Source organism: Planococcus daihaiensis (genome assembly GCF_049262615.1).
Lineage (GTDB): Bacteria > Bacillota > Bacilli > Bacillales_A > Planococcaceae > Planococcus.
This window is the reverse complement of record NZ_CP175504.1, coordinates 338953-364647: the sequence shown is the minus strand read 5'-3', so window position 1 is coordinate 364647 and position 25695 is coordinate 338953. Positions and strand designations below refer to the sequence as shown.

The following is a 25695-nucleotide window of genomic DNA, read 5'->3' as shown; positions in this document are numbered from 1 at the left end:
AAAATTATTATTGGGAAATATAGAGAATTAACATTTGTTGATTCATACTAAAGATAACTTTAAATCATATATAGTTTTCAAAAAGAAAAAGGCAGCCACGATTCGTGGCTGCCTTACGAATGCTATTTTATAAATACTCCGCATAACGCTTCTCCAGGTAATTCTGCAGCACCGTCATGACTGAACAAATTGCCCAGTAGATCAGCGCCACCAATATCAACAAGGTCAGCAGATCGTATTCGCGTGCACCGACAATACGGGCTTTCTGGAAAATTTCCGGAACGGTGATCATCGCAGCCAGTGAAGAGGCTTTGATGAGATCCAGGTAAACGTTCGACAGCGGCGGCACCGCGATCCGGACAGATTGCGGCAGAATGATGCGGCGCATCGCCTGCCAATAAGTCAGGCCGAGCGCGGTCGACGATTCCCATTGTCCCTTATCGACCGAAGCGAGAGAAGAGCGGAACACTTCCGCGATATAAGCGGCGGAGTTGATGCTGAAACCGATCAACGCTGCCTGGACTGCGGTAAATTCGATGCCGATGACCGGCATTGCGAAATAAAGCAGGAACAGGATGACAAGGATCGGAACTCCGCGCATAAAGGATATGTAAAGCCTTGCGGGCCATTGCATTATTTTTCTCGGAGAAGTCCGGGCGAGTGCCAGGAAAAATCCGATTACCAGACCGCAAAGCATGCTGACCATAGAAATCAGCAATGTGTACCAGATGCCTTCCAGTACATAGGGAAGGGATTCGATCGCCAAAACCGGATCGAACAGCAATCCCCATTCAATATCATTCATCGAACCCCTCCATTTTTAAGTTTATTTACTCTTCGATATCCGGCTTCACCGAAACATCGGCCCCGCCGAAGAATTCTTCTGAGATTTCAGTGATCGTGCCGTCTTCCAGCATTTCTTCCAGAACGCGATTGACGTTTTCAGCCAGTTCTTCGTTGTCTTTATTCATAACAAGCCCAACTTCAGATGGAGCGTATTTAATATCCGGGTGAATGGTAATGTTCATGTCGGGGAATGCCGCTACACCGAAAGTGGACAGGTAATAATCATTTAAAATGACATCCGTGCGCCCAATCGATACGTCACGCAAATATACTTCGTTGGATGCATTGTCATAAGTTACTTCTTCCGCACCGTATTCACGTGCGAGCTGCATATAGACAGATGTTGATGCACCGGCAGCCTTTTTGCCTTCCAGATCTTCAAGTGAAGAAATTCCGGATAGATCGTCTTTACGGACAACCGCTGTTCCGTATGAATGTTTGATGGTTGTTGAGAAGATAAACTCTTCAGCGCGGTCTTCATTGATTTCAATGTCGTTTGCAGCGATATCGACTTGGCCGGTCTGCACGCTTGACAGCATTTCATCAAAGCCCATTTCCTTGAATTCAATTTCAAGGTCGAGACGTTCCGCCACTTCGCGGGCAACTTCCACTTCAAAACCGGTCAGTTCATCAGAATCCGCATCGCGGAAAGATGTAGCCAATAGGGTGCCGGATGTGGCAACGGTTAGACTGCCTTCTTCCTGAATTTCGTCCCAGGCAGTTGTTTCTTCGGTTTCACTGCTGTCGTCTCCACCGCATGCCGCCAGCACAAGCGTTGATGCCGCCAATAATGCCGCCAATGGAAAAACTTTTGTATTTTTCACCATATTAAAACCCCCAATTTTTATAATCCTCTAAAAACATAGCATTAAGGAGTGGGAAGGGCAATAAGAGTTGGTCGGAATTCAAAATCACAGAACATTCCACCAAATACATCATAGAATAAATTTATTATGTAAACAAACGAAAAGAACCGGCCACCAAGAGGTGAACCGGTTTTTCAGCTGTTTATTTTTTCAGTTTAATGACCAATTCCTCATCCGGAGTGACAAAAACGGTCTTTTGTTCAAAATAGATGACGAAGCCCGGCTTTGAGCCGTTCGGCTTTTTCACTTGGCGCACTTCCGTATAATCCACGGGCACTGACGAAGACTCCCGCGCTTTACTGAAGTAGGCGGCGATTGATGCCGCCTCAAGAATTGTTTCTTCATCAGGATCATCAGAATGGATGATGACGTGGGAGCCCGGTATATCTTTCGTATGCAGCCAGGTGTCCGACTTCGCGGCTACTTTAAAGGTGACAAAATCATTTTGTTTATTGTTTTTGCCGACAGAAATGGGAATGCCGGTGCTGGAAACATAAGGTTCCACTTTCGGCTTCGTGGGCTTTTTCTTTTTCTTCGATTTTTGCGCTTTCATAAAGCCCTGTTCGGCCAGTTCTTCGCGGATTTCTTCTATATCAGAGATTCCAGCTTGCTGCACCTGGGACAATAAAGTTTCAAAATAACCGATGTCGTCTTCGGTTTTTTCGATCTGCTCCTGCGTTTTGATGACCGCAATTTTGGCTTTTTGGTACCGCGAATAAAACTTCTGTGAGTTTTCAATTGGTGTTTTACGCGGATCAAGCGGAATTAAAACTTTTTCTTCATTATAATAATTGTCCACTTCGATTTCCTTTATGCCTTTTTGCATGCGGTGCAGATTGGCCATGATCAATTCGCCGTTCAACTGCAGCTGGTCACGTTTTTCAGCCTGATCCTGTTCTTTCTTGAGTTTCTTTAATTTCAGCTTCAGTTTGGAGATTTCATTCTGCAGCCAGCGTTCCAAATCGCCCGCCTGTTGCTTGACGCGGTCGCGCTCGGCTTTGGCGTAGTACATGCGGTCGAGCAGTTCTCCGAGATTCGGATAATCCAGCCGCGTGCCGGCAATATGTTCGAGCGGCGTGGCAGAGAAAAAACTTTTGCTGTCTTGCTCGACATAATAGCCGACGGGTGAAACCTTGCTGAAATCCTGCAGAAAAGCGTCCACGACTGAACCTTTATCACTTGAAGATGAAAGACGGTGGTGCAGCTCCCGGGCAGTCAACGGGGAAAAACCGGCATAAGTATTGACCAATTCTTTTTCGTCGAGGTCCCCGAGCGTGTCGCCGTTCGTAAATGGATCCTTTTTATTTTGGGAAGGCGGAAAGACATACGGCTGTCCCGGTAAAATGGTACGGAAGGAATTGACGCTCGGCGGCAGATGCTTCAGGCTGTCGAGGATCATCATTCGCTCTGCGTCGACCAGGATGACATTCGAATGCCTGCCCATCATTTCCACATGCAATTCGCGTTCGATGTCGTCGCCGATTTCATTTTTCGCCTTAATTTTCAGGATGATCAGACGATCCATGCCATGCTGGGAAATTTCTGTGATGACGCCGCCTTCGATATGCTTGCGCAGCAGCATGCAGAACATTGGCGGTTCGGATGGATTGATATTCGCCTCTTTGGTCAAGTGAATCCGTGAATAGGACGGGTGGATCGAAATCAATAATTTATGGTTGCTTCCTTGTGAGCGGATATGGAGCAGCAGTTCAAGCTGGTTGGGCTGATGAACTTTTGAAATTCTTCCGCTGACCAGTTGTTGCAGTTCGCTGGTCATCGCTTTTGTAAATAATCCATCAAATGCCATGAAAATCCCTCTTTCAAATCGTTTTGTTCCATCTTATCATTTCCAGCGTGTATTATGATATAATAAGACAGTTAGTTAGAAAACGAAGAATATAGACCGGATGTATTGCGGTGGTTAAGGTGGTTAATGAAATGAGAAAACAACGCGGACTGCTGATCGTGTTATCAGGGCCTTCCGGAGTCGGAAAAGGTACAGTCAGAAAAGAGCTGTTCTCGCAGCCGGATACGAACTATGAATACTCCATATCGATGACAACGCGTTCGCCGCGTGAAGGCGAAGTGGACGAATTCGATTATTTTTTCAAGACGCGCACCGAGTTCGAGGATTTGATCGAGCAGGGGCAATTGCTTGAGTACGCAGAGTTTGTCGGGAATTATTACGGCACACCACTGGAATATGTCAACAAAATGCGTGATGCAGGACGAGATGTGTTCCTGGAAATCGAAGTACAGGGAGCAGCGCAAGTCCGCGATAAAGTTCCGGACGGCCTCTTCATCTTCCTGGCGCCGCCAAGTCTTTCAGAACTGGAAGATCGTTTGGTTGGCCGTGGCACCGAATCCGAAGAAGTGATTGCTTCCCGGTTAAGTGCGGCAAGGCAGGAACTCGAGATGATGAATCTGTATGATTATGTTGTCGAGAACGATGAAGTGGAAAACGCCTGTGATCGCATCAACGCAATCATTATTGCTGAACATTGCAAGCGTGAACGTGTAGAAAAAAGATATTTTGATATGCTAAAGGAGAATGCCTGATGTTATACCCATCCGTTGACAAATTAAAAAGCCGTATCGATTCGAAATACTCGTTGGTGGCCCTTGCTTCCAAACGTGCCCGCCAATTGCATGAGCACGGCGATGATAAACTGGCGCATTATGTTTCGGCCAAACCGGTAGGAAAAGCTCTTGAAGAAATCGCAGAAGGTGCTTTGACGCAAGTGCGCCAGGACGAAGCTGCTATTTACGAAGATGAAATTTAACCATTAATCACAATTGACGACTCCCAGAGCAAATTTGTTCTTTGGGAGTTTGTTGTTTAGAAAGGGTGTTTCCATTGTTGGCGAACCGTAAGATTCTATTGTGTGTGAGCGGCGGGATTGCCGTTTACAAAGCTGTTGCACTGGTCAGTAAGTTATCACAGGCAGGAGCGGATGTGAAAGTCATCATGACGGATTCCGCCCGTGAATTTGTGCAGCCGCTGAGTTTCCAGGTCATGTCCCGGAATGATGTCTATTTTGATACATTTGATGAAAAGGACTCGTCGGTCATTGCGCATATTGATCTTGCCGACTGGGCCGATCTTGTAATCGTGGCACCGGCAACGGCGAATGTCATCGGCAAACTGGCAAACGGCATCGGCGATGACATGGTGACAACTACGCTGCTTGCGGCAACTGCGCCAATTTGGGTAGCGCCGGCGATGAATGTGCATATGTATGACCATCCGGCAGTCAAACGCAATATCGAACGGCTGCACGCGGACGGCATCCGCTTTATCGAACCGTCAGAAGGCTTTTTGGCTTGTGGCTATGTCGGCAAAGGACGCCTCGAAGAACCCGAAAAAATCACGGAATTGGTCGGCAGTTTTTTAGGGCGAGAACCAATCTTGAAAGGCAAAAAAGTGCTGGTGACGGCGGGGCCGACGCGTGAGCGGATTGATCCTGTCCGGTTTCTGACAAACTTTTCAAGCGGCAAAATGGGCTACGCCATGGCCGCTGCCGCCGCTGAACTTGGCGCAGAAACGGTTTTGGTCAGCGGTCCGGTTTCATTGCCGGCACCGTCCGGCGTTAAAAGGATCTTAGTCGAAAGCGCAGAAGAGATGCTGCAGGCTGTTAAGGCAGAATTCAGCGACGCTGATTATGTTATCAAAACGGCTGCGGTGGCCGATTACCGGCCGAAGACTGTGCACGATCAAAAAATGAAAAAGCAGCAAGGCGATTCTACGATTGAATTGGAACGAACGTCCGATATCCTGCAATATTTGGGTACGCAAAAAGACGGACAGGTTCTGATCGGCTTTGCGGCGGAAACGAACGACGTCAGCCAATATGCAAAAAGCAAACTGGAAAGAAAAAATGCCGACTATATCATCGCCAATGACGTTTCTGAATCACAGGCGGGATTTGAATCGGATACCAATCGAGTGACGATTTTCGGTAAAGGGGATTTTGAAAAGTCATTTGAGATGCTTCCCAAACAGGAATTGGCGCGCCAATTGCTGAAGCTGATCCTTGAAAGGGAAATGCAACATGATCGCTGAAGTGATAGTTGATGTGGCGGCCCACCCGATTGACCGGCCCTTCGATTATGCTGTTCCTGAAAAATTGGCGGCATTGGCGGAGCCGGGGATGCGGGTGAAAGTGCCGTTTGGCCCCCGGAAAGTCCTTGGGTTTATCACAAAAATCAAAGAAACGTCCGATTTCGACCCAAGCCTGATGAAAGCGATCCATGAACTGATGGATGTTGTTCCGGTGCTGAATAAAGAATTGCTGCAAATGGCTGAATGGATGAAAGAGCAAACGGTCTGTTTTGAAATTGATGCGCTTCAGGTCATGGTGCCGGCTGCACTTCGTGCGAAATACGAAAAGCGTTTTGTGCTGAACGGCGAACTTGAAGCGATTGACTCGCGCCTGCACCCTTATTTTGGGGACAAATCGTTCGTTCGCAGCCAGGATGCTGAAGAAGTCTTCGGTTTATTGAAAAAAGAAATGGATAAAGGCACGGTCATCGCCGATACCAATATTCAGCAGCAAACCGCAGTGAAAAAGGTCCGCATGATTCGCATTGCGGAGTCGCTGGAAACTCTAGATGCAATTGAGATTCGCGCAAATGCGAAACAGCAACTGAAATTAATGGCGTTCATGAAAAAGAATCCAGGGCTCACCATCGAATCTTCCGAATTGCAAAAAGCTGCGGGCGTGACCTTGCCGACAATTTACAGTCTGGCCGACAAAGGTGCAGCGGATTTGTCGAATGTGGAAACCTATCGCGACCCAAAAATGCTGTCGGAAATCGTGAAAAAAGAAAATCTTGTGCTGACGGAAGCTCAACAACAGGCTTTTGATGCCGTCAATGGAGCACTCAACACGCCCAAAACGTTCCTGCTGCACGGTATTACAGGAAGCGGCAAAACCGAAATCTATCTGCAGACGATTGACCGTGTGTTGAAGAGCGGAAAAGAAGCGATTATGCTCGTTCCGGAAATTTCATTGACCCCTCAAATGACTTTGCGCTTTAAAGAACGTTTCGGCGACATGGTTGCCGTTCTTCACAGCGGATTGTCAGCCGGGGAAAAATACGACGAATGGCGGAAAATCCAGCGCGGCGAAGTGAAAGTTGTCGTCGGGGCCCGGTCTGCAATATTTGCTCCGTTTGAGAATCTGGGTTTGATCATTCTCGATGAAGAACACGAATCCAGCTATAAACAGGATGATTCTCCGCGATACCACGCACGCGATATGGCCATTTGGCGGGGAGAATTCCATAATTGCCCAGTGATTTTGGGCAGCGCTACTCCCTCACTCGAATCCTACGCACGTGCCCAAAAAGGGGTTTACGAGTTGCTGGTGCTGGAAAAACGGGCACGCAACCAGCCGTTGCCAGCGGTGCACATCGTGGATATGCGGGAAGAGCTGAGAACCGGCAATCGCTCCATGTTTTCGGTGCAATTGGCGGATGCCATCCGCGAACGTTTGGAAAAAGGGGAGCAGACGGTGCTGTTTTTGAACAAGCGCGGCTATTCTTCCTTTGTTCTGTGCCGCGATTGCGGAACGGTCATGCAATGCCCGAATTGTGATATTTCTCTCACTTATCACCGTTCGAGTGAAATGATGAAATGCCATTATTGCGGCTACGACGAACAGGTACCGCATACATGTCCGGAATGCCAAAGTGAACATATACGCTTTTTCGGCACCGGCACACAGAAAGTCGAAGAAGAGCTGGCAAAACTGGTTCCGGAAGCCCGTGTTTTGCGCATGGACGTTGATACGACGAGAAATAAAGGCGCCCATGAAAAAATACTCAACGCTTTCGGAGAAGGAAAAGCTGATATCCTCCTCGGCACCCAAATGATTGCCAAAGGGCTTGATTTTCCGAATATCACGCTCGTAGGCGTATTATCCGCGGATACCACTTTGCATTTGCCAGATTTCCGCGCAGCTGAAAAAACCTATCAATTGCTGACACAGGTCAGCGGACGCGCCGGGCGGGATGTGCTGCCGGGAACGGTTTTTGTCCAATCCTATACGCCGGAACATTATGCGATCACTTTTGCAAAAGACCAATTATATGAACCGTTCTTTGATCAGGAAATGGCAATGAGACGGGCCAGCGGCTACCCTCCGTATTATTATGTCGTCAACATTCAATTTACGCATGAAGACCTGATGACTGTTTCGGAATACGCGCAGCAAACCGTCGAATATCTTCGGCAGCATCTGTCGGACCGAACAATGATCATCGGTCCTTCTGCTTCATTGATTGCCCGCGTCAACAATAGATATAGATATCAATGTTTGATAAAATACAAAAAAGAACCGAAACTGACTGAAGTGATGCAGCAATTGATCAAGATTTATCGCTCCGAATGGCTTAAAAAAGGGACGACTTTGGCGATCGACATGAATCCGACTTCAGTGATGTAGAAGAAATGAGGAAATGACAATGGCTATACGTACAATCGTAAAACACCCCAGCGAAGTGCTGGAAACAGTTTGTTCACCCGTAACAACATTCGACGAAAATCTGGCTGTTCTTTTGGATGATATGCATGAAACGATGATAGAAGCAGACGGTGTCGGCATTGCTGCTCCCCAAGTGGGAACAGCAGTGCGTGCAGCAATCGTAGATTTTCGTGAAGGGCAGGACCGCATTGAAATGATCAATCCGGAACTGGTTCTTTTTGAAGGATCGGATACAGATATCGAAGGCTGCCTGAGTTTTCCGGGTGTTTTCGGCGAAGTGGAACGCTACGATCATATCAAAATAAAAGCGCAGGAACGCGACGGCTCCTGGTATGAACTGGAAGCTGAAGGCTACGAAGCCCGTGCCATCCTCCACGAAATGGATCATTTGGACGGCATTCTGTTCACCGGAAAAATCACGAAATTCATCACACAGGAAGAGTTGGATGAAATGATCCGTGCCCAGGAAGAGGAGGAACCCTTTTGACAAGGATCGTCTTTATGGGAACGCCCGCTTTTTCAGCTCCGATTCTCCGCATGCTTGTGGAAGAAGGCTATGATGTGATTTCCGTGGTAACGCAGCCGGATCGTCCCGTTGGCCGCAAGAAAGTGCTGACACCGACACCGGTCAAAGAAGAAGCGCTGCGTCTGGGCTTGCCGGTCTATCAACCGCAAAAATTGAAGGATCCGGCAGAACTGCAAGTTGTACTGGATCTGAAACCGGATTTAGTGGTAACAGCAGCATTCGGGCAAATTCTGCCGACTGAAATATTAGAGACGCCGAAATTCGGTGCCATCAATGTCCACGCCTCACTTTTGCCGGATTACCGCGGTGGCGCACCGATCCACCAGGCAATCATCGATGGCAAAACGGCAACCGGCGTGACCATTATGTATATGGTAGACCGTCTGGATGCCGGCGATATTATTTCACAAATCTCCGTGCCGATCGACAAGAACGACCATACCGGCAGCATGTTCGACAAGCTCAGCGTTGCCGGAACGGAATTATTGAAAGAAACGCTGCCGTCCATTGTGGCGGGCACAAACGACCGCATACCGCAGGACGAAACCAAAGTGACTTATGCGCGCAATATTTCACGCGAGCAGGAGCGCATCGACTGGAACCGTTCTGCAGAAGAAATTTACAATCAGGTGCGCGGGCTTCACCCGTGGCCGGTTGCTTATACCGGTTTTAAACAAGATAACATGAAAATCTGGTGGTCCGAAATAGTTGATGAAACGACAACCGGCAAGCCGGGTGAAGTGGTCAGAGTCACTGAAGATGCGGTTCATGTCCAAACGGGCAAAGGCATTCTCGCCATTACGGAACTGCAGCCGGCTGGCAAAAAACGGATGTCGGCAAAAGACTATTTAACCGGACCTAAAATACAGGCAGGAGATTTTTTTGAATGAAAAATAAAAAATTGCACGGCAATGTCCGCGATGCAGCATTTTCGATTCTGTGGGCTGTGGAAAACAAACAGGCTTACAGCAATCTTTTGCTGCATCAGACCATTGAAAGCTACGGCATCTCGGCGAAAAACCGGGGCTTGCTGACAGAAATAACGTACGGCACGCTGCAGCATCAACTGACGCTGGATTATTATCTGGAGCCCTTTTTGAAAGGCAAAGTGGAGCCGTGGGTTAAAACCCTATTGCGGATGTCGCTCTATCAGATCGTTTATCTGGACCGCGTCCCTTCCCATGCCGTGATTCACGAAGCTGTGGAAATTGCCAAAAGGCGCGGGCACGGAGGCGTCGCTTCTTTAGTGAACGGCGTGCTTCGATCCGTTCAGCGTTCGGGCGTCCGTTCCTTTAATGTGATTGCGGATCCGATTGAAAAAATATCGATTGAAACAAGCCACCCGGTATGGATGATTAAACGCTGGGCAGAACAGTTCGGTCTTGAAAAGACGCGTGAAATGGCTTTGGAAAACAATAAAATCCCGTCTCAGACGGTCCGAGTCAATACGGTCAAAGCGACAGTGGAAGAAGTGATTGAGATGCTCGAATCCGAGGGTCTCGAAGCGGTACCGAGCGAAATCATTCCGGAATGTCTGGTCATAACAGGTGGCCAGCCGGCTAGAACAGTGACATTCGATAAAGGCTTTATCACCATCCAGGATGAAAGTTCGATGCTGCCTTCTTATGCTCTTCAGCTGGAGCCCGGGATGAAAGTGCTTGATATGTGCGCAGCACCCGGAGGCAAGTCGACGCATATTGCGGAGAAACTGGAAAATCGCGGAACGCTCTTTTCAATGGATCTGCATCCGCATAAAGTGAAGCTCATCCGCGAATCAGCCGACCGTCTTGGCCATTCTGTCATTGAAACCGAAGTCGGAGACGGCAAAAAGAGCGTCGAACGTTTCGGCAAGGAGCAATTTGACCGGATTTTGGTTGATGCCCCGTGCAGCGGCCTCGGTGTGATCAAACGGAAACCGGACATTAAATACACGAAAAAAGAAGAGGATTTCACCCGCTTGCAGGAGATTCAGATTGAATTATTGGATCAAGCAGCGGAGTTGCTGAAACCTGACGGCATACTGGTCTATAGTACTTGCACCGTAGATAACACGGAAAATCGCGGAACCGCGGAAAGGTTTTTGAAGAATCATCCTGAAATGGAGAAAATCCAGGTTGTATTGCCCGAAGCGCTGGGTGTCAAGCACACAGGTTTCGTACAGGTTTTCCCGCAGGACTTTGGGAGCGACGGCTTTTTCATCGCTGCTTTCCGCAAAACAGAAACAATTGAATGATCAGCAATTCTAATTGATTTGGGATGGGGTGTAGAGATTGTTGTTTCAATATGTCATGGAAAGCGATACAGGTAAAAAAAGAGAAGTGAATGAGGACCGTGTTGCGGTTCTCAAGAGACCGGATGGATTGATCCTGGCGATGGTCGCAGACGGAATGGGCGGCCATAATGCAGGAGATGTAGCGAGCGAAATGACGGTCGATGCAATGAGCAAGCATTTCATGACGGCCGACAGAGAAAATTTTGCTTCTATTGAAAGCAAAAAAAGATGGCTGGATGAAAAGATCAGAATCATTAACTCCGAGGTTTTCGATTACGCAGAAAGCCATCCCGAATGCAAAGGCATGGGGACGACGCTGATTGCGGCTCTTGTCGAAAATAATCTATGCGTGGTTTGTCACATTGGTGACAGCCGGGTTTACACATTCAATGGCAAAGCCGAACAGATCACGCGTGACCATTCCTATGTAAATGTTCTTGTCGACAATGGCGAAATCAGCGAAGAAGAAGCGGAAGACCATCCGAAAAAGAACTGGATCGTGCGGGCACTGGGAACAGAACGCAATATTGAAGGGGAAATGCTTGAACTTGAACTCACCGACAATTCCTATGTTCTAATTTGTTCCGACGGCCTCAGCAATAAAATAAACAAAAACGAAATCGCCGAAATTGTCGGTTCCCATTCAGCGCTATCCCAGAAGGGGAAAGATTTAGTTGATCTTGCCAATGAAAAGGGAGGAGAAGACAATATTTCGTTTGTGCTTCTTGCCTCGAAAGCTGGGGAGGTATAACTATGTTAATCGGCAGAAATATCAATGGCCGCTATAAGATTAAGGAATTGATCGGCGGAGGCGGCATGTCGAATGTCTACCTGGCCCACGATATGATTTTGGACCGGGACATCGCCATCAAACTGCTGCGCTATGATTTCTCAAATGAAGAAGAGCTCCGCAGAAGGTTTCAACGGGAAGCACTGTCGACAACCAGCCTGGCCCATCCGAACATCGTCAATATTTTCGATGTGGGTGAAGATGGTGCGATTCCCTATCTTGTCATGGAATACGTACCGGGAAAAACGTTAAAAGAATACATAATCGAACATTCACCGATAGCACCCGAACGGGCAGTGAAGATTATGACACAATTGGCTTCTGCTTTGGCACATGCCCATCATAACCAGATCGTCCACCGGGATATCAAGCCACAGAACATTCTGATGGATGCAGAAGGAAATGTGAAAATTTCCGATTTCGGGATTGCGATGGCTTTGAGCGCAACTTCCTACACGCAGACCAATTCAGTACTTGGGACGGTACATTATCTGTCGCCCGAACAGGCGCGCGGAGGCAATGCCACGAAAAAATCGGATATTTATTCCCTCGGCATCGTCATGTATGAACTCTTGACAGGCAGACTGCCGTTTTCAGGCGAATCGGCGGTGTCAATTGCTTTGAAACATTTGCAGACCGAGACACCATCGTTGCGTCAAATCGTGCCGACAATTCCACAAAGTTTGGAAAACGTCGTGTTAAAAGCAACTGCAAAAGATGCGCAACACCGCTACCAGTCGGCTGACGAAATGAATGAAGATCTGTCAACGGTGCTGTTGCCGGAGCGGCTGAATGAACCGAAGTTTACTGTACCGATCGACCAGGACGCCACCCGGGCTATGCCGGCCATTAAAGATTCGTCGTCTTACGTCAACGCGGAAGAAACAATTACCAACGCTTCTTCGAAAAAAATTAATTCCAAAGCGGTAAAAGATCAACAGCCGCCGAAAAAAGAAAAGAAGAAAAAATTGCCATGGGTTATAGGGGCCATCCTATTCCTCGTAATTGCAGGCTTGTCCGTGGCGCTGGCATTTCCCGATCTCTTTGGTCCGCAACAGGCCGCAGTGCCCGATGTGTCTGGCATGGAGCGCGACGAGGCGATTGAAGAACTCGAGTCTTTCGGCTTTGTCATTATAGAAGAGCGTGAACGCCATTCCGAGGAGGTTGAGGAAGGGTTAGTCATCCGCACAATTCCAGAAGCCGGAAAAATGCGGAGTGTGGAATCCGAAATTCAAATGTATTTGAGTCTTGGCAAGGAATCTTCCGAAATGGCGGATTATGTCGGCCGGAATATTGGCCAGACACGGGAATTGCTCGAACCCCGTTTTCTTTCGATAAACGAGACAGAAGAGTTTTCGGAGGAACCTGCAGGAGAAATTCTGGCACAAAGCCCTGAAGCGGGCAGCGACATCATTCCGAGTGAAACGGAACTCGAATTCGTTGTCAGCAAAGGAAAAGACATGCGTTCTGTAGCAGACCTTTCAGGTTATGATGAAGCGGCGCTCAGTGAATATGCGCGTTCCACCGGCTTCCATATTAATATTGTTGATGAGGAACCATCTGCTGAGGCGGCTGTAGGAACCGTGATTTCGCAATCTCCTGGAGCGGACAGTGAACTGGAAGCAGGCAGCGCAATAGATGTCGTCCTGTCATCCGGTCCGCGGGAATTGCCGCAAAAAACGTATATTCACACCGTCCAGATTCCATATGAACCTGAAACACCGGCAGAAGAAGGCGAAGAGCCGGTGGAGCAAGTGATCCAGATCTACATTCAAGATGAGACCCGAACGATGGCCGAGCCCGAAGAGGAATTCACCATTACAGAAGATGCCGAGCGCCGAATCCAATTGCAAATTGCCGAAGGAAACCAGGCAGTGTACCGCATTCTGCGTGATGGCACAGTGATCAAAGAAGAAACCATCGAATACAATAACGTTGAATAAGAAGGAGGAAACATATGCCGAAAGGTCAAATAAGAAAAGCGCTCAGCGGGTTTTATTATGTATTGGATGACGACGGCGAGCGGTATATTCAATGCCGCGGCCGAGGAGTTTTCCGCAACAGGCAAATCTCACCGCTGGTCGGGGATTTTGTGGACTATAAAGCGGATAATGACCTGGAAGGAACCATTTTGCACGTTTACGAACGTAAAAACGAATTGGTTCGTCCACCGATTTCCAATGTCGACCAGGCACTTCTTGTTTTTTCAGCTAAGCAGCCAGATTTCCACCCGCTCTTATTGGACCGTTTCCTGACTGCCATTGAATCTCATGGCATCAAACCGGTGATTTGCCTGACTAAGATGGATTTGGTCAATGAAGCAGAAAAAGAAAAAATAATGAAATATATAGCTGACTATGAAAAAATTGGCTATGAAGTTATTCCAACGTATATTGATGATCCGAATCTCCAGCAGCGGCTGCTGCCGGTACTCGAAGGCAAGATCAGCGTGCTGGCAGGCCAATCGGGTGTAGGGAAATCAACGATGCTTAATACGATTCTTCCTTCTCTTGAGCTGAAAACCGATGACATTTCGAAAGCATTGAACCGCGGGAAGCATACAACACGCCACGTGGAATTGATTGCAGTCAACAGCGGTTTGTTGGCGGATACACCCGGTTTCAGTTCTTTCGATTTCGATACGATGGAAAAAGAAGAGCTGTCGGGCTGTTTTCCGGAAATGGCGGAACGCTCGAACAGCTGTAAATTCCGGGAATGCCTGCATTCCAATGAACCGAAATGCGCCATCAAAGCAGCGGTGGATGCCGGCGAAATTCCGGCCTATCGATATAAACACTATTTGAAATTTTTGGAAGAAATTATGACAAGAAAGCCGAGGTATTCCAATGATTAAAATTGCACCGTCTATTTTAGCAGCGAATTTCGCGAAACTTGGGGAAGAAGTTGCAGAAGTCGAAAAAGCAGGGGCCGATTGGATTCATATTGATGTAATGGATGGCCATTTTGTTCCGAATATTTCATTTGGCGCAGTTGTTATGGAAGCGATCCGTCCACTGACAAAACTGCCGTTCGATGTCCATCTGATGATTGAAAATGCTGATCGTTATGTTGAAGATTTTGCAAAAGCCGGAGCGGATTATATCACCGTTCACGTTGAAGCGAGTCCGCATCTGCACAGAACCATCCAGTTGATCCGTTCGTTCGGCGTCAAACCGGGCGTCGTCTTGAATCCGCATACTCCGGTGGAAGCGATTTTGCCGGTCCTTGAAGACATTGACCTGGTGCTGTTTATGACAGTCAATCCAGGCTTTGGCGGGCAGAAATTCATCGAATCCGTGTTGCCGAAAGTGGAGCAACTAGCCCAAATCATCAAAGACAAAGGCTTGGACATCGATATCGAAATTGATGGCGGCATCAATGAAGAAACGATTGTCGCTTGTGCCAAAGCCGGTGCCAATGTATTCGTTGCCGGGTCTGCCATTTATGGTAATGTTGACCGCGCGGCCGCCCTTCAGCGCATCAAAAAGGCTGGGCAAGAGGCGATTTCGTGAAAGTGATTATATTGGCAGGAGGTCCGGCAGAAGAATTGCCGGACTTTTCGCTATGGGCGGAATATCTTTATATCGGAGTGGACGCTGGGGCGACAGCGCTTATCGAAAGAGGCATCGAACTGGCTGCGGCGGTAGGGGATTTTGATTCGGTCACTGAAGAGCAATTCAATCGGATCCAACAGCTGCTGCCGGAGGTGCAGGCGGCAGCTGCCGATAAAGATGAAACAGACACCGAAATGGCGCTGGAAAAAGCGATGGAGTTCCACCCGGAAACCGTTATTGTCACGGGTGTCACCGGTGGCCGTCTCGATCATTATATGAGTGCATTGCACGCCATTTACGCTTATCATCTGAAATATCCCGACACTGAGTTTTTTCTGATCAACAAGCAAAATCGCATCCGTTTCTTGCAACCCGGAAGCCATAACATCAAAAGCGACGATCGTTATCGTTTCATGTCTTTCTATCCGTTCGCCGAAGAAATCAAAGGCTTCAATTTGAACGGCTTTAAATACGAAGTGGCAGATGAAACGATCCCCTACGGCTCGACCCGCTTTATCAGCAACGAACTCGACGGTGCAGGAGAGGTCTCTTTTATAGAAGGAAACTGCATCATGATCGAGAGTGCAGATGAGTAGAGGATGAGGAGCAGTACTTAGATAAGCTGTTTTGCGCAATATCGGTTATTCTATATTATTAATTTCGTGTAGAAAGATGTTATTAAAAATCCCCACGAAAAAATGCCAGGCTGACGATTGTCAGACCTGGCATTATCCATGAGAACGATTAAACGCGCTCAACTTTTCCTGATTTCATTGCTCTTGCAGAAACCCATACGCGTTTCGGTTTACCGTTAACAAGGATGCGAACTTTTTGAAGGTTTGCTCCCCATGTACGTTTAGTCGAATTCATTGCGTGTGAACGAGCATTTCCGGCGCGAGCCTTACGTCCGCTTACTGCACATACTTTAGCCATGTAAGTACCTCCTCACAAGTGAAGCTGAAAATTATGATAGAATTTCAGTTCGTTTTTCATTTCACATACTTTAATAATTTACCATAGACATTTACGGTTTGCAACTAATTTTCCACCCCTTTAAAGAAAAAAACCTTTACACCTAAAATCGCCGGCTTTTCTTATAATGCGGTTTGTTGTAGAATGATAAGAGTGAAATAGGACTCAAGGAGGAATTCTTAATGTCGATTGAAATAAAAAATGACTATGGTCAAATCGATATCTCCAATGATGTGATTGCTCAAATCGCTGGAGGCGCTGCAATCGAATGTTACGGCATTGTCGGAATGGCGACGAAACATCAGATACGCGATGGTCTGACTGATATACTAAGAAAAGAGAATTTTGCCAAAGGCGTGATTGTGCGCCAGGAAGGCAGTGATCTGAACATAGATATGTATGTCATCATCAGCTACGGCACTAAAATTTCAGAAGTGGCTTACCAGGTGCAGTCCAAAGTGAAATATACAATTACAAAAACACTTGGCATGCCTGTTAAGGCTGTTAATATTTATGTTCAGGGAGTTCGAGTCACGAACCCGTAGGAGGAGGAAGAATCGGTTATGAAGTCATTAAACGGTGTTAAATTCGCCGAAATGGTACAGATGGGTGCCCATCATTTGTTCCAGAATGCGGATTATGTAGATGCATTAAACGTTTTTCCGGTGCCTGACGGCGATACTGGAACGAACATGAATTTATCCATGACATCAGGAGCGAAAGAAACAGAGGCAAATGTGCAAGAGCACATCGGCAAGACAGCCTCTGCTTTGTCGAAAGGCCTTCTGATGGGCGCGCGCGGAAATTCGGGCGTCATTCTTTCCCAATTATTCCGTGGATTCGGAAAAGCGATCGTCAATGAAAAGGAATTATCAGCTGAGCAATTGGCTGATGCTTTTCAGCACGGAGTTGAAACGGCTTATAAAGCGGTCATGAAACCTGTCGAAGGCACAATTCTTACAGTCGCAAAAGATTCAGCTGCTAAAGGAGTCGAATTGGCAAAAGATGAAAGCGATATAATCGTGGTATTCGAAGGAATTGTGGCGGAAGCAAAAGCGTCACTCGAAAGAACGCCTGACCTACTCCCGGTTTTAAAGGAAGTCGGCGTAGTGGACAGCGGCGGGCAAGGCCTCGTATATGTATATGAAGGCTTTTTGGCATGCCTGAAAGGCGAGGAATTGCCGGAGAAGCATGTTAATAATTCCATGACGGACCTGGTCAGCGCAGAACATCATAAAACGATTGCCGGTTTTATGGATACATCGGATATCGAATTCGGCTATTGCACCGAATTCATGGTGAAATTCGAAGACGGCAAAAAGCAGTTTGATGAGGCTTCATTCCGCACAGATCTTAGTGCTTACGGGGATTCGCTTCTTGTCATCGCGGATGACGAAGTGGCCAAAATCCATATCCACTCCGAAGAACCGGGGAAAGTCCTTACATATGGTCAGGATTACGGCAGCCTGATCAGCATGAAAATAGAAAACATGCGCCAGCAGCATATCGACATTGTTGGCGAAGACTTTAAAAAAGAAGGTAAAAAGCAGGAAACGACACATCCTTACGCAGTCGTCACAGTGGCGATGGGCGAAGGCGTTGCGGAATTATTGCGCAGCATCGGCGCATCTTACGTCATCGAGGGCGGCCAGACGATGAACCCTTCAACAGAAGACATCGTCAATGCCATCAGATCGGTTTCTGCCGAACGCGTCCTGATCCTGCCGAACAATAAAAACATCATCATGGCTGCAGAACAGGCCGCTGAGATTCTTGAAATCGAAGCTGCCGTGGTGCCGACGAAAGACGTCCCACAGGGAATGGCTGCTTTATTGGCCTTCAATCCTTCGGCAAGTGTCGAAGAAAACCGTAAAACTATGACCGGCGCATCGAAGCATGTGAAATCGGGTTCTGTAACGTTTGCAGTCCGTGATACTTCTATTGACGGAATCACCATCAAGAAAGATGATTTCATGGGGATTTCCGAAGGCAAGATTGTCGTGTCGAATAAACAGCTGGAAAATGTGACGGAAGAATTGGTGAAAAAGCTCATCGATGAAGATTCTGAAATTGTCACGATTCTTTACGGGGAAGATGTTACCGAAGAAGACGCGAAGAAACTTGGTGAATTCATCGAGTCGCTGAACGACGAGGTGGAAGTGGAAATTCACAACGGCAAACAGCCGCTCTACCCTTACATTCTTTCTGTGGAATAATCAAATAATTGTTCAAGCCTGCGAAGAAAAAGGAAACCTTTTCTTCGCAGGCTTTTTGATTTGCCGAAAAAGACTCGAGCATTCCTGCCGCCAGGGGGCTGAGCTTTATTTTCTTTGTCTAAAGCATTTAAATCGTGTAAACTGGAGCTATACGCAAATTGAGAGAAAGGGGTTTGAGCAATGAAGTTCAAATCTGTTTTTGATATAATCGGTCCGGTCATGATTGGACCATCTTCTTCACATACAGCGGGAGCAGCCCGCATTGGCAGAGTAGCGAGGGATTTATTCGGGCGCCAGCCGGAATGGGCAAAAATCCATCTTTACGGCTCGTTTGCCGAAACCTATAAAGGGCACAGCACGGATGTCGCCATTGTCGGCGGCCTTCTCGACTACGATACAGATGATGAACGCATAAAAACTTCTTTTGAAGAAGCGGCTCTGGCCGGAATGGAATTTGAATTTATTCCGGAGACGGGCCATACGGATCACCCGAATACAGCCCGGGTCGTGGTTGGTGACAGCCAGTCAGAAATGTCGATGGTCGGCATTTCAATCGGCGGCGGCAAAATCGAGATCACCGAATTGAACGGTTTCCCGCTGCGGCTGTCAGGAAATCATCCGGCAATCCTCGTGGTGCATGATGACCGTTCGGGGTGTATTGCAAACGTTTCCAATTGTTTGTACAAATTCGATATCAACATTGGCCACATGGAAGTGTCACGCCGACAAAGGGGCGAAATGGCCTTGATGGTCATCGAAGTGGATCAGACGGTTGATAAAGTGGTAATGGATGAATTACGGCAGTTGCCGAACATCACACAAGTGACAAGAATCGCTGATTGAACAGGAGGATGCAATAATGGATGTTTTATTCCGTAACGTTAAAGAATTGGTTGAACGAGCTGAAAATGAAAATAAATTGATATCTGAAATCATGATCGAACAGGAGATTATCATCACGCAACGCACACGCGAAGAAATCATGGTGCAGATGGAACGCAATCTGACGGTCATGGAAGAAGCGGTTGAAAAAGGGCTGAAAGGCGTGCATTCCGTGTCCGGCTTGACTGGAGGAGATGCCGTATTGCTGCAGGCCTATATCGAAAAAGGCAATTCACTGTCGGGTAACCTAATGCTTGACGCTGTTAGTAAAGCGGTCGCGACAAACGAAGTGAATGCCGCGATGGGCACTATCTGTGCGACACCGACTGCCGGTTCTGCTGGCGTCGTACCGGGCACTTTGTTTGCGGTGAAAAATCAATTGAACCCGACGCGGGAACAAATGATCCGTTATTTATTTACTTCCGGAGCGTTCGGCTTTGTTGTCGCAAATAATGCTTCGATTTCCGGTGCTGCCGGTGGATGCCAGGCGGAAGTCGGTTCAGCCGCAGCAATGGCTGCAGCGGCAATCGTTGAAATGGCCGGGGGCACAGCGCAGCAAAGTTCGGAAGCATTTGCCATCACGATGAAGAATATGCTCGGGTTGGTTTGCGATCCGGTTGCCGGATTAGTGGAAGTTCCATGTGTAAAACGAAATGCAATGGGCGCGTCGAATGCCGTAGTGGCGGCGGACATGGCTTTGGCCGGCGTAACGAGCCGCATTCCGTGTGATGAAGTCATCGGCGCGATGTTCGAAATCGGCCAGTCGATGCCGAGTGCGTTAAAGGAAACCGCGAAAGGCGGACTCGCGGCAACTCCGACAGGCAAATGGCTGGAGTCGAAAATTTTCGGCGGAGCCGTGGTCGGCAGTGGCAAGTAATGATTCTGTCGCCGTCCTGAAGGGCGTTGGCAAACAGGCAGCTGAAACGTTGAAGGAAATGAACATTGAAACGATCGATGATCTGATAATGACATTTCCGTACCGCCATGAAGATTTTCAGCTGAAAGATCTGGTGGACACACCGCATAATGAGCGAGTCACTGTGGAGGGAAGGGTCGAGAGCGAACCTTCCGTCCTTTTTTTAGGTAAAAATAAATCACGGACGACGGTCCAGGTGATGGTGGGCCGGCATTTGATCAAAGCGGTATTTTTCAACCAGCATTACGTGAAAACCAAATTGCACATCGGCGAAATCATTACGCTGACAGGCAAATGGGACCGCGGCCGGCAAATTATCACGGTATCCAATCATTCGATGGGTCCCCGTACGGATGGTGCAGACTTTGAACCGGTCTACAGCCTCAAAGGATCGATCCATCAGAAGACGTTCCGGAAACTGATGCGCCAGGCACTTGATTTGGCGAAAGGCGATTTGGAGGAATGTATTCCGCAGAAATTGATGGTGGAGTATAAATTGGCGCCGCTCGCGGAAGCGCTGGAATGGGTTCATTTTCCGCCGGACGGTGAGTCGCTGAAGCAGGCGCGCCGGCGTTTTGTCTACGAAGAACTGTTGATGTTCCAATTAAAAATGCAGGCCTTGCGCAAAAAGAATCGGGAGGAAGAAGGCGGATCATTCATTGATTATGATGTCGAAAAGGTCCGGAATTTCGTCCAATCCCTGCCATACGAATTGACGGGAGCGCAAAAACGCGTCGTCAATGAAATATCCAAAGATATGAAAGAACCTTTTCGCATGAACCGCTTGCTGCAAGGGGATGTGGGCTCCGGCAAAACCGTAGTCGCGGCGATATCGCTGTATGCCAGTGTAACGGCTGGTCTGCAGGGCGCATTGATGGCGCCGACTGAAATTTTGGCTGAGCAGCATGCCAATACCTTGGCGGAATGGTTCGAGCCATTTCCGGTAACCATTGCCTTATTGACCGGTTCGGTGAAAGGCAAAAGACGCCAGCTGATCCTTGAACAATTGGCGAATGGGGAAATCGACATTCTGATCGGCACCCACGCGCTTATTCAACCCGACGTCCAGTTCAAGAAGCTGGGGCTGGTCATCACTGATGAGCAGCATCGCTTCGGCGTCGATCAGCGCCGGGTGTTAAAAGATAAAGGATACAATCCCGACGTGCTGTTTATGACAGCGACGCCGATTCCGCGCACGCTGGCGATTTCCGCTTTCGGGGAAATGGATGTCTCCGTTATCGACGAGATGCCGGTAGGCCGAAAAGAAATACAAACTTTCTGGATGAAAAAAGATATGTTCGGAAAAATCGTCGGCCGGATGGAAAAAGAACTCGCCGCTGGCCGGCAAGCGTATGTCATCTGCCCGCTGATCGAAGAATCGGATAAACTCGATTTTCAGAATGCGGTAGAATTGTACAGCCAATTATCAAGTGTTTTCCACGGCAAATACACTGTCGGCTTGATGCACGGCCGGCTCCACTCAGATGAAAAGGAAGAAACGATGCGTTCCTTCACGGAAGGGGAAATTGCCGTGCTGGTGTCGACGACTGTCGTAGAAGTCGGAGTCAATGTGCCGAACGCGTCGTTCATGTTGATTTATGACGCGGAACGATTCGGTTTGTCGCAACTCCATCAATTGAGAGGGCGTGTCGGACGAGGCAGTGAGCAATCCTATTGTGTGCTGCTGGCGGATCCGAAAACGGAAATCGGCAAAGAGCGGATGACGTCGATGACTGAAACGAATGATGGTTTCGTGTTGGCGGAGAAGGATCTGAAACTCCGGGGACCGGGAGATTTCTTTGGCCGAAAACAAAGCGGCATTCCTGAATTCAAGATGGCGGATCTGATCCATGATTACAGGGCACTTGAAACAGCGCGAAAAGATGCCGAAATTCTCATCAACAGCGATGAATTCTGGACGGGCAGTGACACCGAATGCCTGCGGAGAATGCTGGAAGAATCCGGCGCATTGTCGATGGCGCGGTTGGACTGAGGATGCGGGGCTTGAGATTCGCCCTTGCATTCTTTTTTTTATTTCCATATACTGATATTAGTACCAAGTGCTAATAGCGGGCGGTGACAATGTGAAACGGACGAAAAGAGAACGGCAAACAGCGTTAAAGAAGTCGATAGTTGAAAACCCGTTCGTGACAGACGAAGAGCTGTCAGCCGAATTTGATGTCAGTGTTCAGACAATCAGGCTCGATCGGATGGAATTAGCGATACCGGAACTGCGTGAACGAATAAAACACGTGGCCGTAAAGACTTTTGAAGATGAAGTAAAGTCGCTTCCAATAGATGAAGTGATTGGAGAAATCATCGATATTGAATTGGATGAAAAAGCGATTTCAATTTTTGACGTCAAACCGGAACATGTTTTCCAGCGCAACCAGATTGCCCGTGGGCATCATCTTTTTGCGCAGGCAAACTCACTGGCAGTTGCCATTATGAACGAAGAATTGGCGTTGACCGTGAAATCGGAATTGCAGTTCCTGCGTCCCGTTAAAGCGGGCCAGCGAATCGTGGCGAAAGCTGTAGTGATCGACAGGCAGCCCGAAAAGAACCGGGCATTCGTCAAAGTCGTATCAACGGTTGACCAGGTGACAGTTTTTATCGGGACATTTGAAATGTATCGAATGACGGAGCAAAGTGAAGGTGAAGTTGGATGAAAATAGCAGTAGATGCCATGGGCGGAGACAACGCGCCAAAAGAAATAATCGAAGGTGTGCTTAAAGCGCTGGACGAATTCAACGATCTGGAAATCCAGCTTTTCGGCCATCAGGAAAAAATGCAGCCCTATTTGAAGGATCATGAACGTTTGACGATCTTTCACTGTGAAGAGAAGATCGAAGCCGAAGATGATCCGGTGCGTTCGGTCAGAAGAAAGAAAGACGCTTCGATGGTGCGGATGGCGCAGGCGGTTAAAGACGGAACTGCGGATGCTTGCGTTTCTGCGGGCAATACCGGCGGATTGATGTCAGCGGGTCTGTTTATCGTCGGCCGTATCGACGGAGTGGACCGTCCGGCGTTGGCACCGACATTGCCGACAATAGACGGCAAAGGTTTTGTCATGCTGGATATGGGGGCGAACGCCGAAGCGCGACCGGAGCACCTTGTCCAATATGCCATCATGGGCAGCATTTATGCCGAAAAAGTACGCGGCATCGAAAATCCGACGGTCGGTTTATTGAATATTGGCACGGAAGAGAAAAAAGGCAATGATCTGACCAAAGCGGCATTTCCATTATTGAAAGAAGCGCCGGTCAATTTCATCGGCAATGTGGAATCCCGGGATTTATTGAATGGAGCAGCGGACGTTGTGGTGACGGACGGATTTACCGGAAACATGGTTTTGAAGACGATTGAAGGCACCGCGATGAATGTTTTCGCGATGATCAAAGATGTTTTTATGTCTTCGATGAAAAACAAACTGGCTGCGGCAATGGTAAAAGAGGATATGCGCGGTTTGAAAGGGATGCTGGATTACAGCGAATACGGCGGCGCGGGCTTGTTTGGCCTGAAAGCACCCGTCATCAAAGCGCACGGTTCATCAAACAGCACGGCTTTTTTCAATGCAATCCGCCAGACCCGTACGATGATCCAGTTTGATGTGACCGGCACGATTTACAACACGGTGAAAAAGGAGCAGGCAGAATGACGAAAATAGCATTTATCTATCCGGGTCAAGGTTCGCAGACAGTCGGAATGGGCGAAACTTTTTTAAGCGACGAACGAAGCCGTGGTTTTTTTGAAGAAGCCGATAAAGCACTGGGCTTCGAGTTATCCAAATTGATGATCGAGGGGCCAGCGGAAGAGCTGACACTTACATATCATGCGCAGCCGGCATTATTGACGGTCAGCTCAATGATCACGGAACGTTTGGCGCGTGAAGGCATTGTGCCGTCTTATACAGCCGGCCACAGTCTGGGCGAATACAGCGCACTGGTTGCTTCCGGGGTCATGACGTTCGAAAATGCAGTGGAAATTGTGCATCAACGTGGACTTTTCATGAATGTAGCAGTACCTGCCGGTGAAGGAACGATGGCAGCGATTCTTGGCATGGATAGCAAAGACCTTGAAGAAATTACAGATCGCGTGACGGATTCAACCGGTGTCGTTCAATTGGCCAACTTGAACAGCCCGGGCCAAATCGTTATTTCCGGTAACAAAGCGGGAGTCGAGGAGGCTTGCAAACTGGCAAGAGAAAATGGAGCCAAACGGGCAATTCCACTCGATGTCAGTGGTCCGTTCCATTCGGAATTGATGCGCCCGGCTTCACAGAACTTATCGGAAGTATTAAGCAAAGCCTTCCTACTCGATGCGCATGTTCCAGTGGTGGCCAATGTCACGGCGGAAACTCAAACGAACGCCGCGCAGATCCAGGATCTTCTTGTCCGCCAATTATACTCTCCGGTTTTATGGGAGCAATCGGTGCGCAAAATGATCGAACTGGGTGTCACGGTGTTCGTTGAAATCGGACCTGGAAAAGTATTGAGCGGCCTGGTGAAAAAAATCGACCGCTCGGTAACTGTGTTGCCGGTCCATGATGTGGAATCCTGCGAAAAAGCGATAGAGGAGCTGAAAAAATGAGCGACCTTACAGGAAAGACTGCAATAATCACCGGTGGCTCGCGAGGCATCGGAGCTGAAATCGCCCGACGTTTTGCAGACGCCGGAGCAAAGGTTGTCGTCAATTACAGCGGCAGCCAGCAAAAAGCGGAAGCGGTAGTGGCGTCGATCAAAGAAAACGGCGGTGAAGCAATCGCAGTAAAAGCGAATGTTTCTGACGCAGAAGCTGTGAAAGCGATGGTCGAAGAGACGATGTCCACTTTCGGATCCGTTGATATTCTGGTCAATAACGCGGGAATCACCCGCGACAACCTGATGATGCGGATGAAAGATGACGAATGGGACGATGTCATCAACACCAATCTGAAAGGTGTCTTTGTCTGCACAAAAGCGGTAACACGCCAGATGATGAAACAGCGCTCTGGCCGCATTGTCAACATTGCTTCCATCGTGGGCGTAATGGGCAACGCCGGCCAGGCAAATTATGTCGCTTCAAAAGCCGGTGTCATCGGCTTGACGAAAACGACAGCGCGTGAACTGGCGAGCAGAGGCATCACGGCCAATGCAGTAGCGCCAGGTTTTATTACCACCGATATGACAGATGGGTTGAATGAAGACATTCAACAGTCGATGATGGCACAAATTCCGCTTGGCCGTTTTGGCAAGCCGGAAGAAGTGGCGAAAGCCGCATTGTTCCTGGCATCGGATGAAGCGTCGTATATGACTGGCCAAACTTTGCATCTCGACGGCGGGATGGTCATGTAATTTGGTTTTCTGTATACTGCATTGAGGGGAGGTG

General features: G+C 48.2%; 25 protein-coding genes. 21 read left to right on the top strand and 4 right to left on the bottom strand.

Annotated features, from left to right (window positions below):
• Window positions 1-127: 127 nt before the first annotated feature.
• The 3 genes from DHX103_RS01785 to DHX103_RS01775 all read right to left on the bottom strand — a co-directional run bounded on the left by DHX103_RS01785 (window position 128) and on the right by DHX103_RS01775 (window position 3519).
• On the bottom strand, window positions 128-805 hold the full coding sequence (locus DHX103_RS01785; RefSeq protein ID WP_422123564.1) for an amino acid ABC transporter permease: 678 nt from the start codon (window positions 803-805) through the stop codon (window positions 128-130).
• A 25-nt stretch (window positions 806-830) separates the two neighbouring features.
• Window positions 831-1673: a transporter substrate-binding domain-containing protein gene (locus DHX103_RS01780; protein WP_422123563.1), complete on the bottom strand. Its 843-nt coding sequence runs from the start codon at window positions 1671-1673 to the stop codon at window positions 831-833.
• Window positions 1674-1854: 181 nt separating this feature from the next.
• On the bottom strand, window positions 1855-3519 hold the full coding sequence (locus DHX103_RS01775; protein ID WP_422123562.1) for an Rqc2 family fibronectin-binding protein: 1665 nt from the start codon (window positions 3517-3519) through the stop codon (window positions 1855-1857).
• Window positions 3520-3650: 131 nt separating this feature from the next.
• Here DHX103_RS01775 and gmk point away from each other — a divergent pair, with 131 nt between their 5' ends.
• From gmk to DHX103_RS01715, 12 genes are all read left to right on the top strand, one after another.
• Entirely contained in the window at window positions 3651-4271 is a 621-nt protein-coding gene (gene gmk, locus DHX103_RS01770) for a guanylate kinase (RefSeq protein WP_422123561.1), read from the top strand.
• Window positions 4271-4495, top strand: coding sequence for a DNA-directed RNA polymerase subunit omega (rpoZ, locus tag DHX103_RS01765; RefSeq protein ID WP_422123560.1), 225 nt, complete (start codon window positions 4271-4273; stop codon window positions 4493-4495). The genes gmk and rpoZ overlap by 1 nt, the downstream gene beginning before the upstream one ends.
• A 74-nt stretch (window positions 4496-4569) precedes the next feature.
• The gene (gene coaBC, locus DHX103_RS01760) at window positions 4570-5775 is read left to right on the top strand and encodes a bifunctional phosphopantothenoylcysteine decarboxylase/phosphopantothenate--cysteine ligase CoaBC (RefSeq protein WP_422123559.1); all 1206 of its coding nucleotides are present in this window, start codon (window positions 4570-4572) and stop codon (window positions 5773-5775) included.
• Window positions 5765-8161, top strand: coding sequence for a primosomal protein N' (priA, locus tag DHX103_RS01755; RefSeq protein ID WP_422123558.1), 2397 nt, complete (start codon window positions 5765-5767; stop codon window positions 8159-8161). Before coaBC ends, priA begins: the two co-directional genes overlap by 11 nt.
• Window positions 8162-8180: 19 nt before the next feature.
• The gene (gene def / locus DHX103_RS01750) at window positions 8181-8687 is read left to right on the top strand and encodes a peptide deformylase (protein WP_422123557.1); all 507 of its coding nucleotides are present in this window, start codon (window positions 8181-8183) and stop codon (window positions 8685-8687) included.
• Window positions 8684-9616, top strand: a complete 933-nt coding sequence (fmt, locus tag DHX103_RS01745) for a methionyl-tRNA formyltransferase (RefSeq protein ID WP_422123556.1) — start codon at window positions 8684-8686, stop codon at window positions 9614-9616. The genes def and fmt overlap by 4 nt, the downstream gene beginning before the upstream one ends.
• The gene (gene rsmB / locus DHX103_RS01740) at window positions 9613-10959 is read left to right on the top strand and encodes a 16S rRNA (cytosine(967)-C(5))-methyltransferase RsmB (RefSeq protein ID WP_422123555.1); all 1347 of its coding nucleotides are present in this window, start codon (window positions 9613-9615) and stop codon (window positions 10957-10959) included. Before fmt ends, rsmB begins: the two co-directional genes overlap by 4 nt.
• A 40-nt stretch (window positions 10960-10999) precedes the next feature.
• Window positions 11000-11749 (top strand): Stp1/IreP family PP2C-type Ser/Thr phosphatase, encoded by a 750-nt coding sequence (locus tag DHX103_RS01735; protein WP_422124703.1) that lies wholly within the window; start codon window positions 11000-11002, stop codon window positions 11747-11749.
• A 2-nt stretch (window positions 11750-11751) separates the two neighbouring features.
• Complete coding sequence (pknB, locus tag DHX103_RS01730; RefSeq protein WP_422123554.1) at window positions 11752-13731, top strand: Stk1 family PASTA domain-containing Ser/Thr kinase; 1980 nt, start codon at window positions 11752-11754, stop codon at window positions 13729-13731.
• A gap of 14 nt (window positions 13732-13745) precedes the next feature.
• Window positions 13746-14642 carry a ribosome small subunit-dependent GTPase A gene (gene rsgA / locus DHX103_RS01725; protein WP_422123553.1) on the top strand — a complete coding sequence of 299 codons (897 nt, stop codon included), beginning with the start codon at window positions 13746-13748 and terminating at the stop codon, window positions 14640-14642.
• Window positions 14635-15300, top strand: coding sequence for a ribulose-phosphate 3-epimerase (gene rpe, locus DHX103_RS01720; RefSeq protein ID WP_422123552.1), 666 nt, complete (start codon window positions 14635-14637; stop codon window positions 15298-15300). The genes rsgA and rpe overlap by 8 nt, the downstream gene beginning before the upstream one ends.
• Window positions 15297-15938, top strand: coding sequence for a thiamine diphosphokinase (locus tag DHX103_RS01715; RefSeq protein WP_422123551.1), 642 nt, complete (start codon window positions 15297-15299; stop codon window positions 15936-15938). Before rpe ends, DHX103_RS01715 begins: the two co-directional genes overlap by 4 nt.
• Before the next feature lie 148 nt (window positions 15939-16086).
• On the opposite strand, the gene rpmB is transcribed toward DHX103_RS01715, so the two are convergent.
• Complete coding sequence (rpmB, locus tag DHX103_RS01710; RefSeq protein WP_422123550.1) at window positions 16087-16275, bottom strand: 50S ribosomal protein L28; 189 nt, start codon at window positions 16273-16275, stop codon at window positions 16087-16089.
• 221 nt (window positions 16276-16496) lie between these two features.
• On the opposite strand from rpmB, the gene DHX103_RS01705 reads away from it, so the two are divergent.
• The 9 genes from DHX103_RS01705 (at window position 16497) to fabG (ending at window position 25661) form a co-directional block, all read left to right on the top strand.
• Window positions 16497-16859: an Asp23/Gls24 family envelope stress response protein gene (locus DHX103_RS01705; protein WP_084245114.1), complete on the top strand. Its 363-nt coding sequence runs from the start codon at window positions 16497-16499 to the stop codon at window positions 16857-16859.
• An 18-nt stretch (window positions 16860-16877) separates the two neighbouring features.
• Window positions 16878-18530, top strand: coding sequence for a DAK2 domain-containing protein (locus DHX103_RS01700; RefSeq protein ID WP_422123549.1), 1653 nt, complete (start codon window positions 16878-16880; stop codon window positions 18528-18530).
• Window positions 18531-18710: 180 nt separating this feature from the next.
• Window positions 18711-19373: an L-serine ammonia-lyase, iron-sulfur-dependent subunit beta gene (sdaAB, locus tag DHX103_RS01695; RefSeq protein ID WP_422123548.1), complete on the top strand. Its 663-nt coding sequence runs from the start codon at window positions 18711-18713 to the stop codon at window positions 19371-19373.
• A 16-nt stretch (window positions 19374-19389) separates the two neighbouring features.
• A complete protein-coding gene (gene sdaAA, locus DHX103_RS01690) occupies window positions 19390-20289 on the top strand; it encodes an L-serine ammonia-lyase, iron-sulfur-dependent, subunit alpha (RefSeq protein ID WP_422123547.1) in 900 nt (299 codons plus the stop codon).
• Complete coding sequence (gene recG, locus DHX103_RS01685; RefSeq protein ID WP_422123546.1) at window positions 20279-22321, top strand: ATP-dependent DNA helicase RecG; 2043 nt, start codon at window positions 20279-20281, stop codon at window positions 22319-22321. The genes sdaAA and recG overlap by 11 nt, the downstream gene beginning before the upstream one ends.
• 91 nt (window positions 22322-22412) lie before the next feature.
• A complete protein-coding gene (fapR, locus tag DHX103_RS01680) occupies window positions 22413-22997 on the top strand; it encodes a transcription factor FapR (protein WP_422123545.1) in 585 nt (194 codons plus the stop codon).
• Window positions 22994-23986 carry a phosphate acyltransferase PlsX gene (gene plsX / locus DHX103_RS01675; protein WP_422123544.1) on the top strand — a complete coding sequence of 331 codons (993 nt, stop codon included), beginning with the start codon at window positions 22994-22996 and terminating at the stop codon, window positions 23984-23986. Before fapR ends, plsX begins: the two co-directional genes overlap by 4 nt.
• Window positions 23983-24918 carry an ACP S-malonyltransferase gene (fabD, locus tag DHX103_RS01670; RefSeq protein WP_422123543.1) on the top strand — a complete coding sequence of 312 codons (936 nt, stop codon included), beginning with the start codon at window positions 23983-23985 and terminating at the stop codon, window positions 24916-24918. Before plsX ends, fabD begins: the two co-directional genes overlap by 4 nt.
• The gene (gene fabG / locus DHX103_RS01665; RefSeq protein WP_422123542.1) at window positions 24915-25661 is read left to right on the top strand and encodes a 3-oxoacyl-[acyl-carrier-protein] reductase; all 747 of its coding nucleotides are present in this window, start codon (window positions 24915-24917) and stop codon (window positions 25659-25661) included. Before fabD ends, fabG begins: the two co-directional genes overlap by 4 nt.
• Window positions 25662-25695 lie beyond the last annotated feature (34 nt).

Bases quoted from the DNA above. Each gene is read 5' to 3' on its own strand.
- rpmB (WP_422123550.1), bottom strand. From the start codon at position 16,275: ATGGCTAAAGTATGTGCAGTAAGCGGACGTAAGGCTCGCGCCGGAAAT.
- pknB (WP_422123554.1), top strand. From the start codon at position 11,752: ATGTTAATCGGCAGAAATATCAATGGCCGCTATAAGATTAAGGAATTG.
- DHX103_RS01785 (WP_422123564.1), bottom strand. From the start codon at position 805: ATGAATGATATTGAATGGGGATTGCTGTTCGATCCGGTTTTGGCGATC.
- DHX103_RS01775 (WP_422123562.1), bottom strand. From the start codon at position 3,519: ATGGCATTTGATGGATTATTTACAAAAGCGATGACCAGCGAACTGCAA.
- DHX103_RS01705 (WP_084245114.1), top strand. From the start codon at position 16,497: ATGTCGATTGAAATAAAAAATGACTATGGTCAAATCGATATCTCCAAT.
- rpoZ (WP_422123560.1), top strand. From the start codon at position 4,271: ATGTTATACCCATCCGTTGACAAATTAAAAAGCCGTATCGATTCGAAA.
- rsmB (WP_422123555.1), top strand. From the start codon at position 9,613: ATGAAAAATAAAAAATTGCACGGCAATGTCCGCGATGCAGCATTTTCG.
- rsgA (WP_422123553.1), top strand. From the start codon at position 13,746: ATGCCGAAAGGTCAAATAAGAAAAGCGCTCAGCGGGTTTTATTATGTA.
- fabD (WP_422123543.1), top strand. From the start codon at position 23,983: ATGACGAAAATAGCATTTATCTATCCGGGTCAAGGTTCGCAGACAGTC.
- def (WP_422123557.1), top strand. From the start codon at position 8,181: ATGGCTATACGTACAATCGTAAAACACCCCAGCGAAGTGCTGGAAACA.
- sdaAB (WP_422123548.1), top strand. From the start codon at position 18,711: ATGAAGTTCAAATCTGTTTTTGATATAATCGGTCCGGTCATGATTGGA.
- priA (WP_422123558.1), top strand. From the start codon at position 5,765: ATGATCGCTGAAGTGATAGTTGATGTGGCGGCCCACCCGATTGACCGG.
- rpe (WP_422123552.1), top strand. From the start codon at position 14,635: ATGATTAAAATTGCACCGTCTATTTTAGCAGCGAATTTCGCGAAACTT.
- DHX103_RS01780 (WP_422123563.1), bottom strand. From the start codon at position 1,673: ATGGTGAAAAATACAAAAGTTTTTCCATTGGCGGCATTATTGGCGGCA.
- gmk (WP_422123561.1), top strand. From the start codon at position 3,651: ATGAGAAAACAACGCGGACTGCTGATCGTGTTATCAGGGCCTTCCGGA.
- sdaAA (WP_422123547.1), top strand. From the start codon at position 19,390: ATGGATGTTTTATTCCGTAACGTTAAAGAATTGGTTGAACGAGCTGAA.
- fabG (WP_422123542.1), top strand. From the start codon at position 24,915: ATGAGCGACCTTACAGGAAAGACTGCAATAATCACCGGTGGCTCGCGA.
- plsX (WP_422123544.1), top strand. From the start codon at position 22,994: ATGAAAATAGCAGTAGATGCCATGGGCGGAGACAACGCGCCAAAAGAA.
- DHX103_RS01700 (WP_422123549.1), top strand. From the start codon at position 16,878: ATGAAGTCATTAAACGGTGTTAAATTCGCCGAAATGGTACAGATGGGT.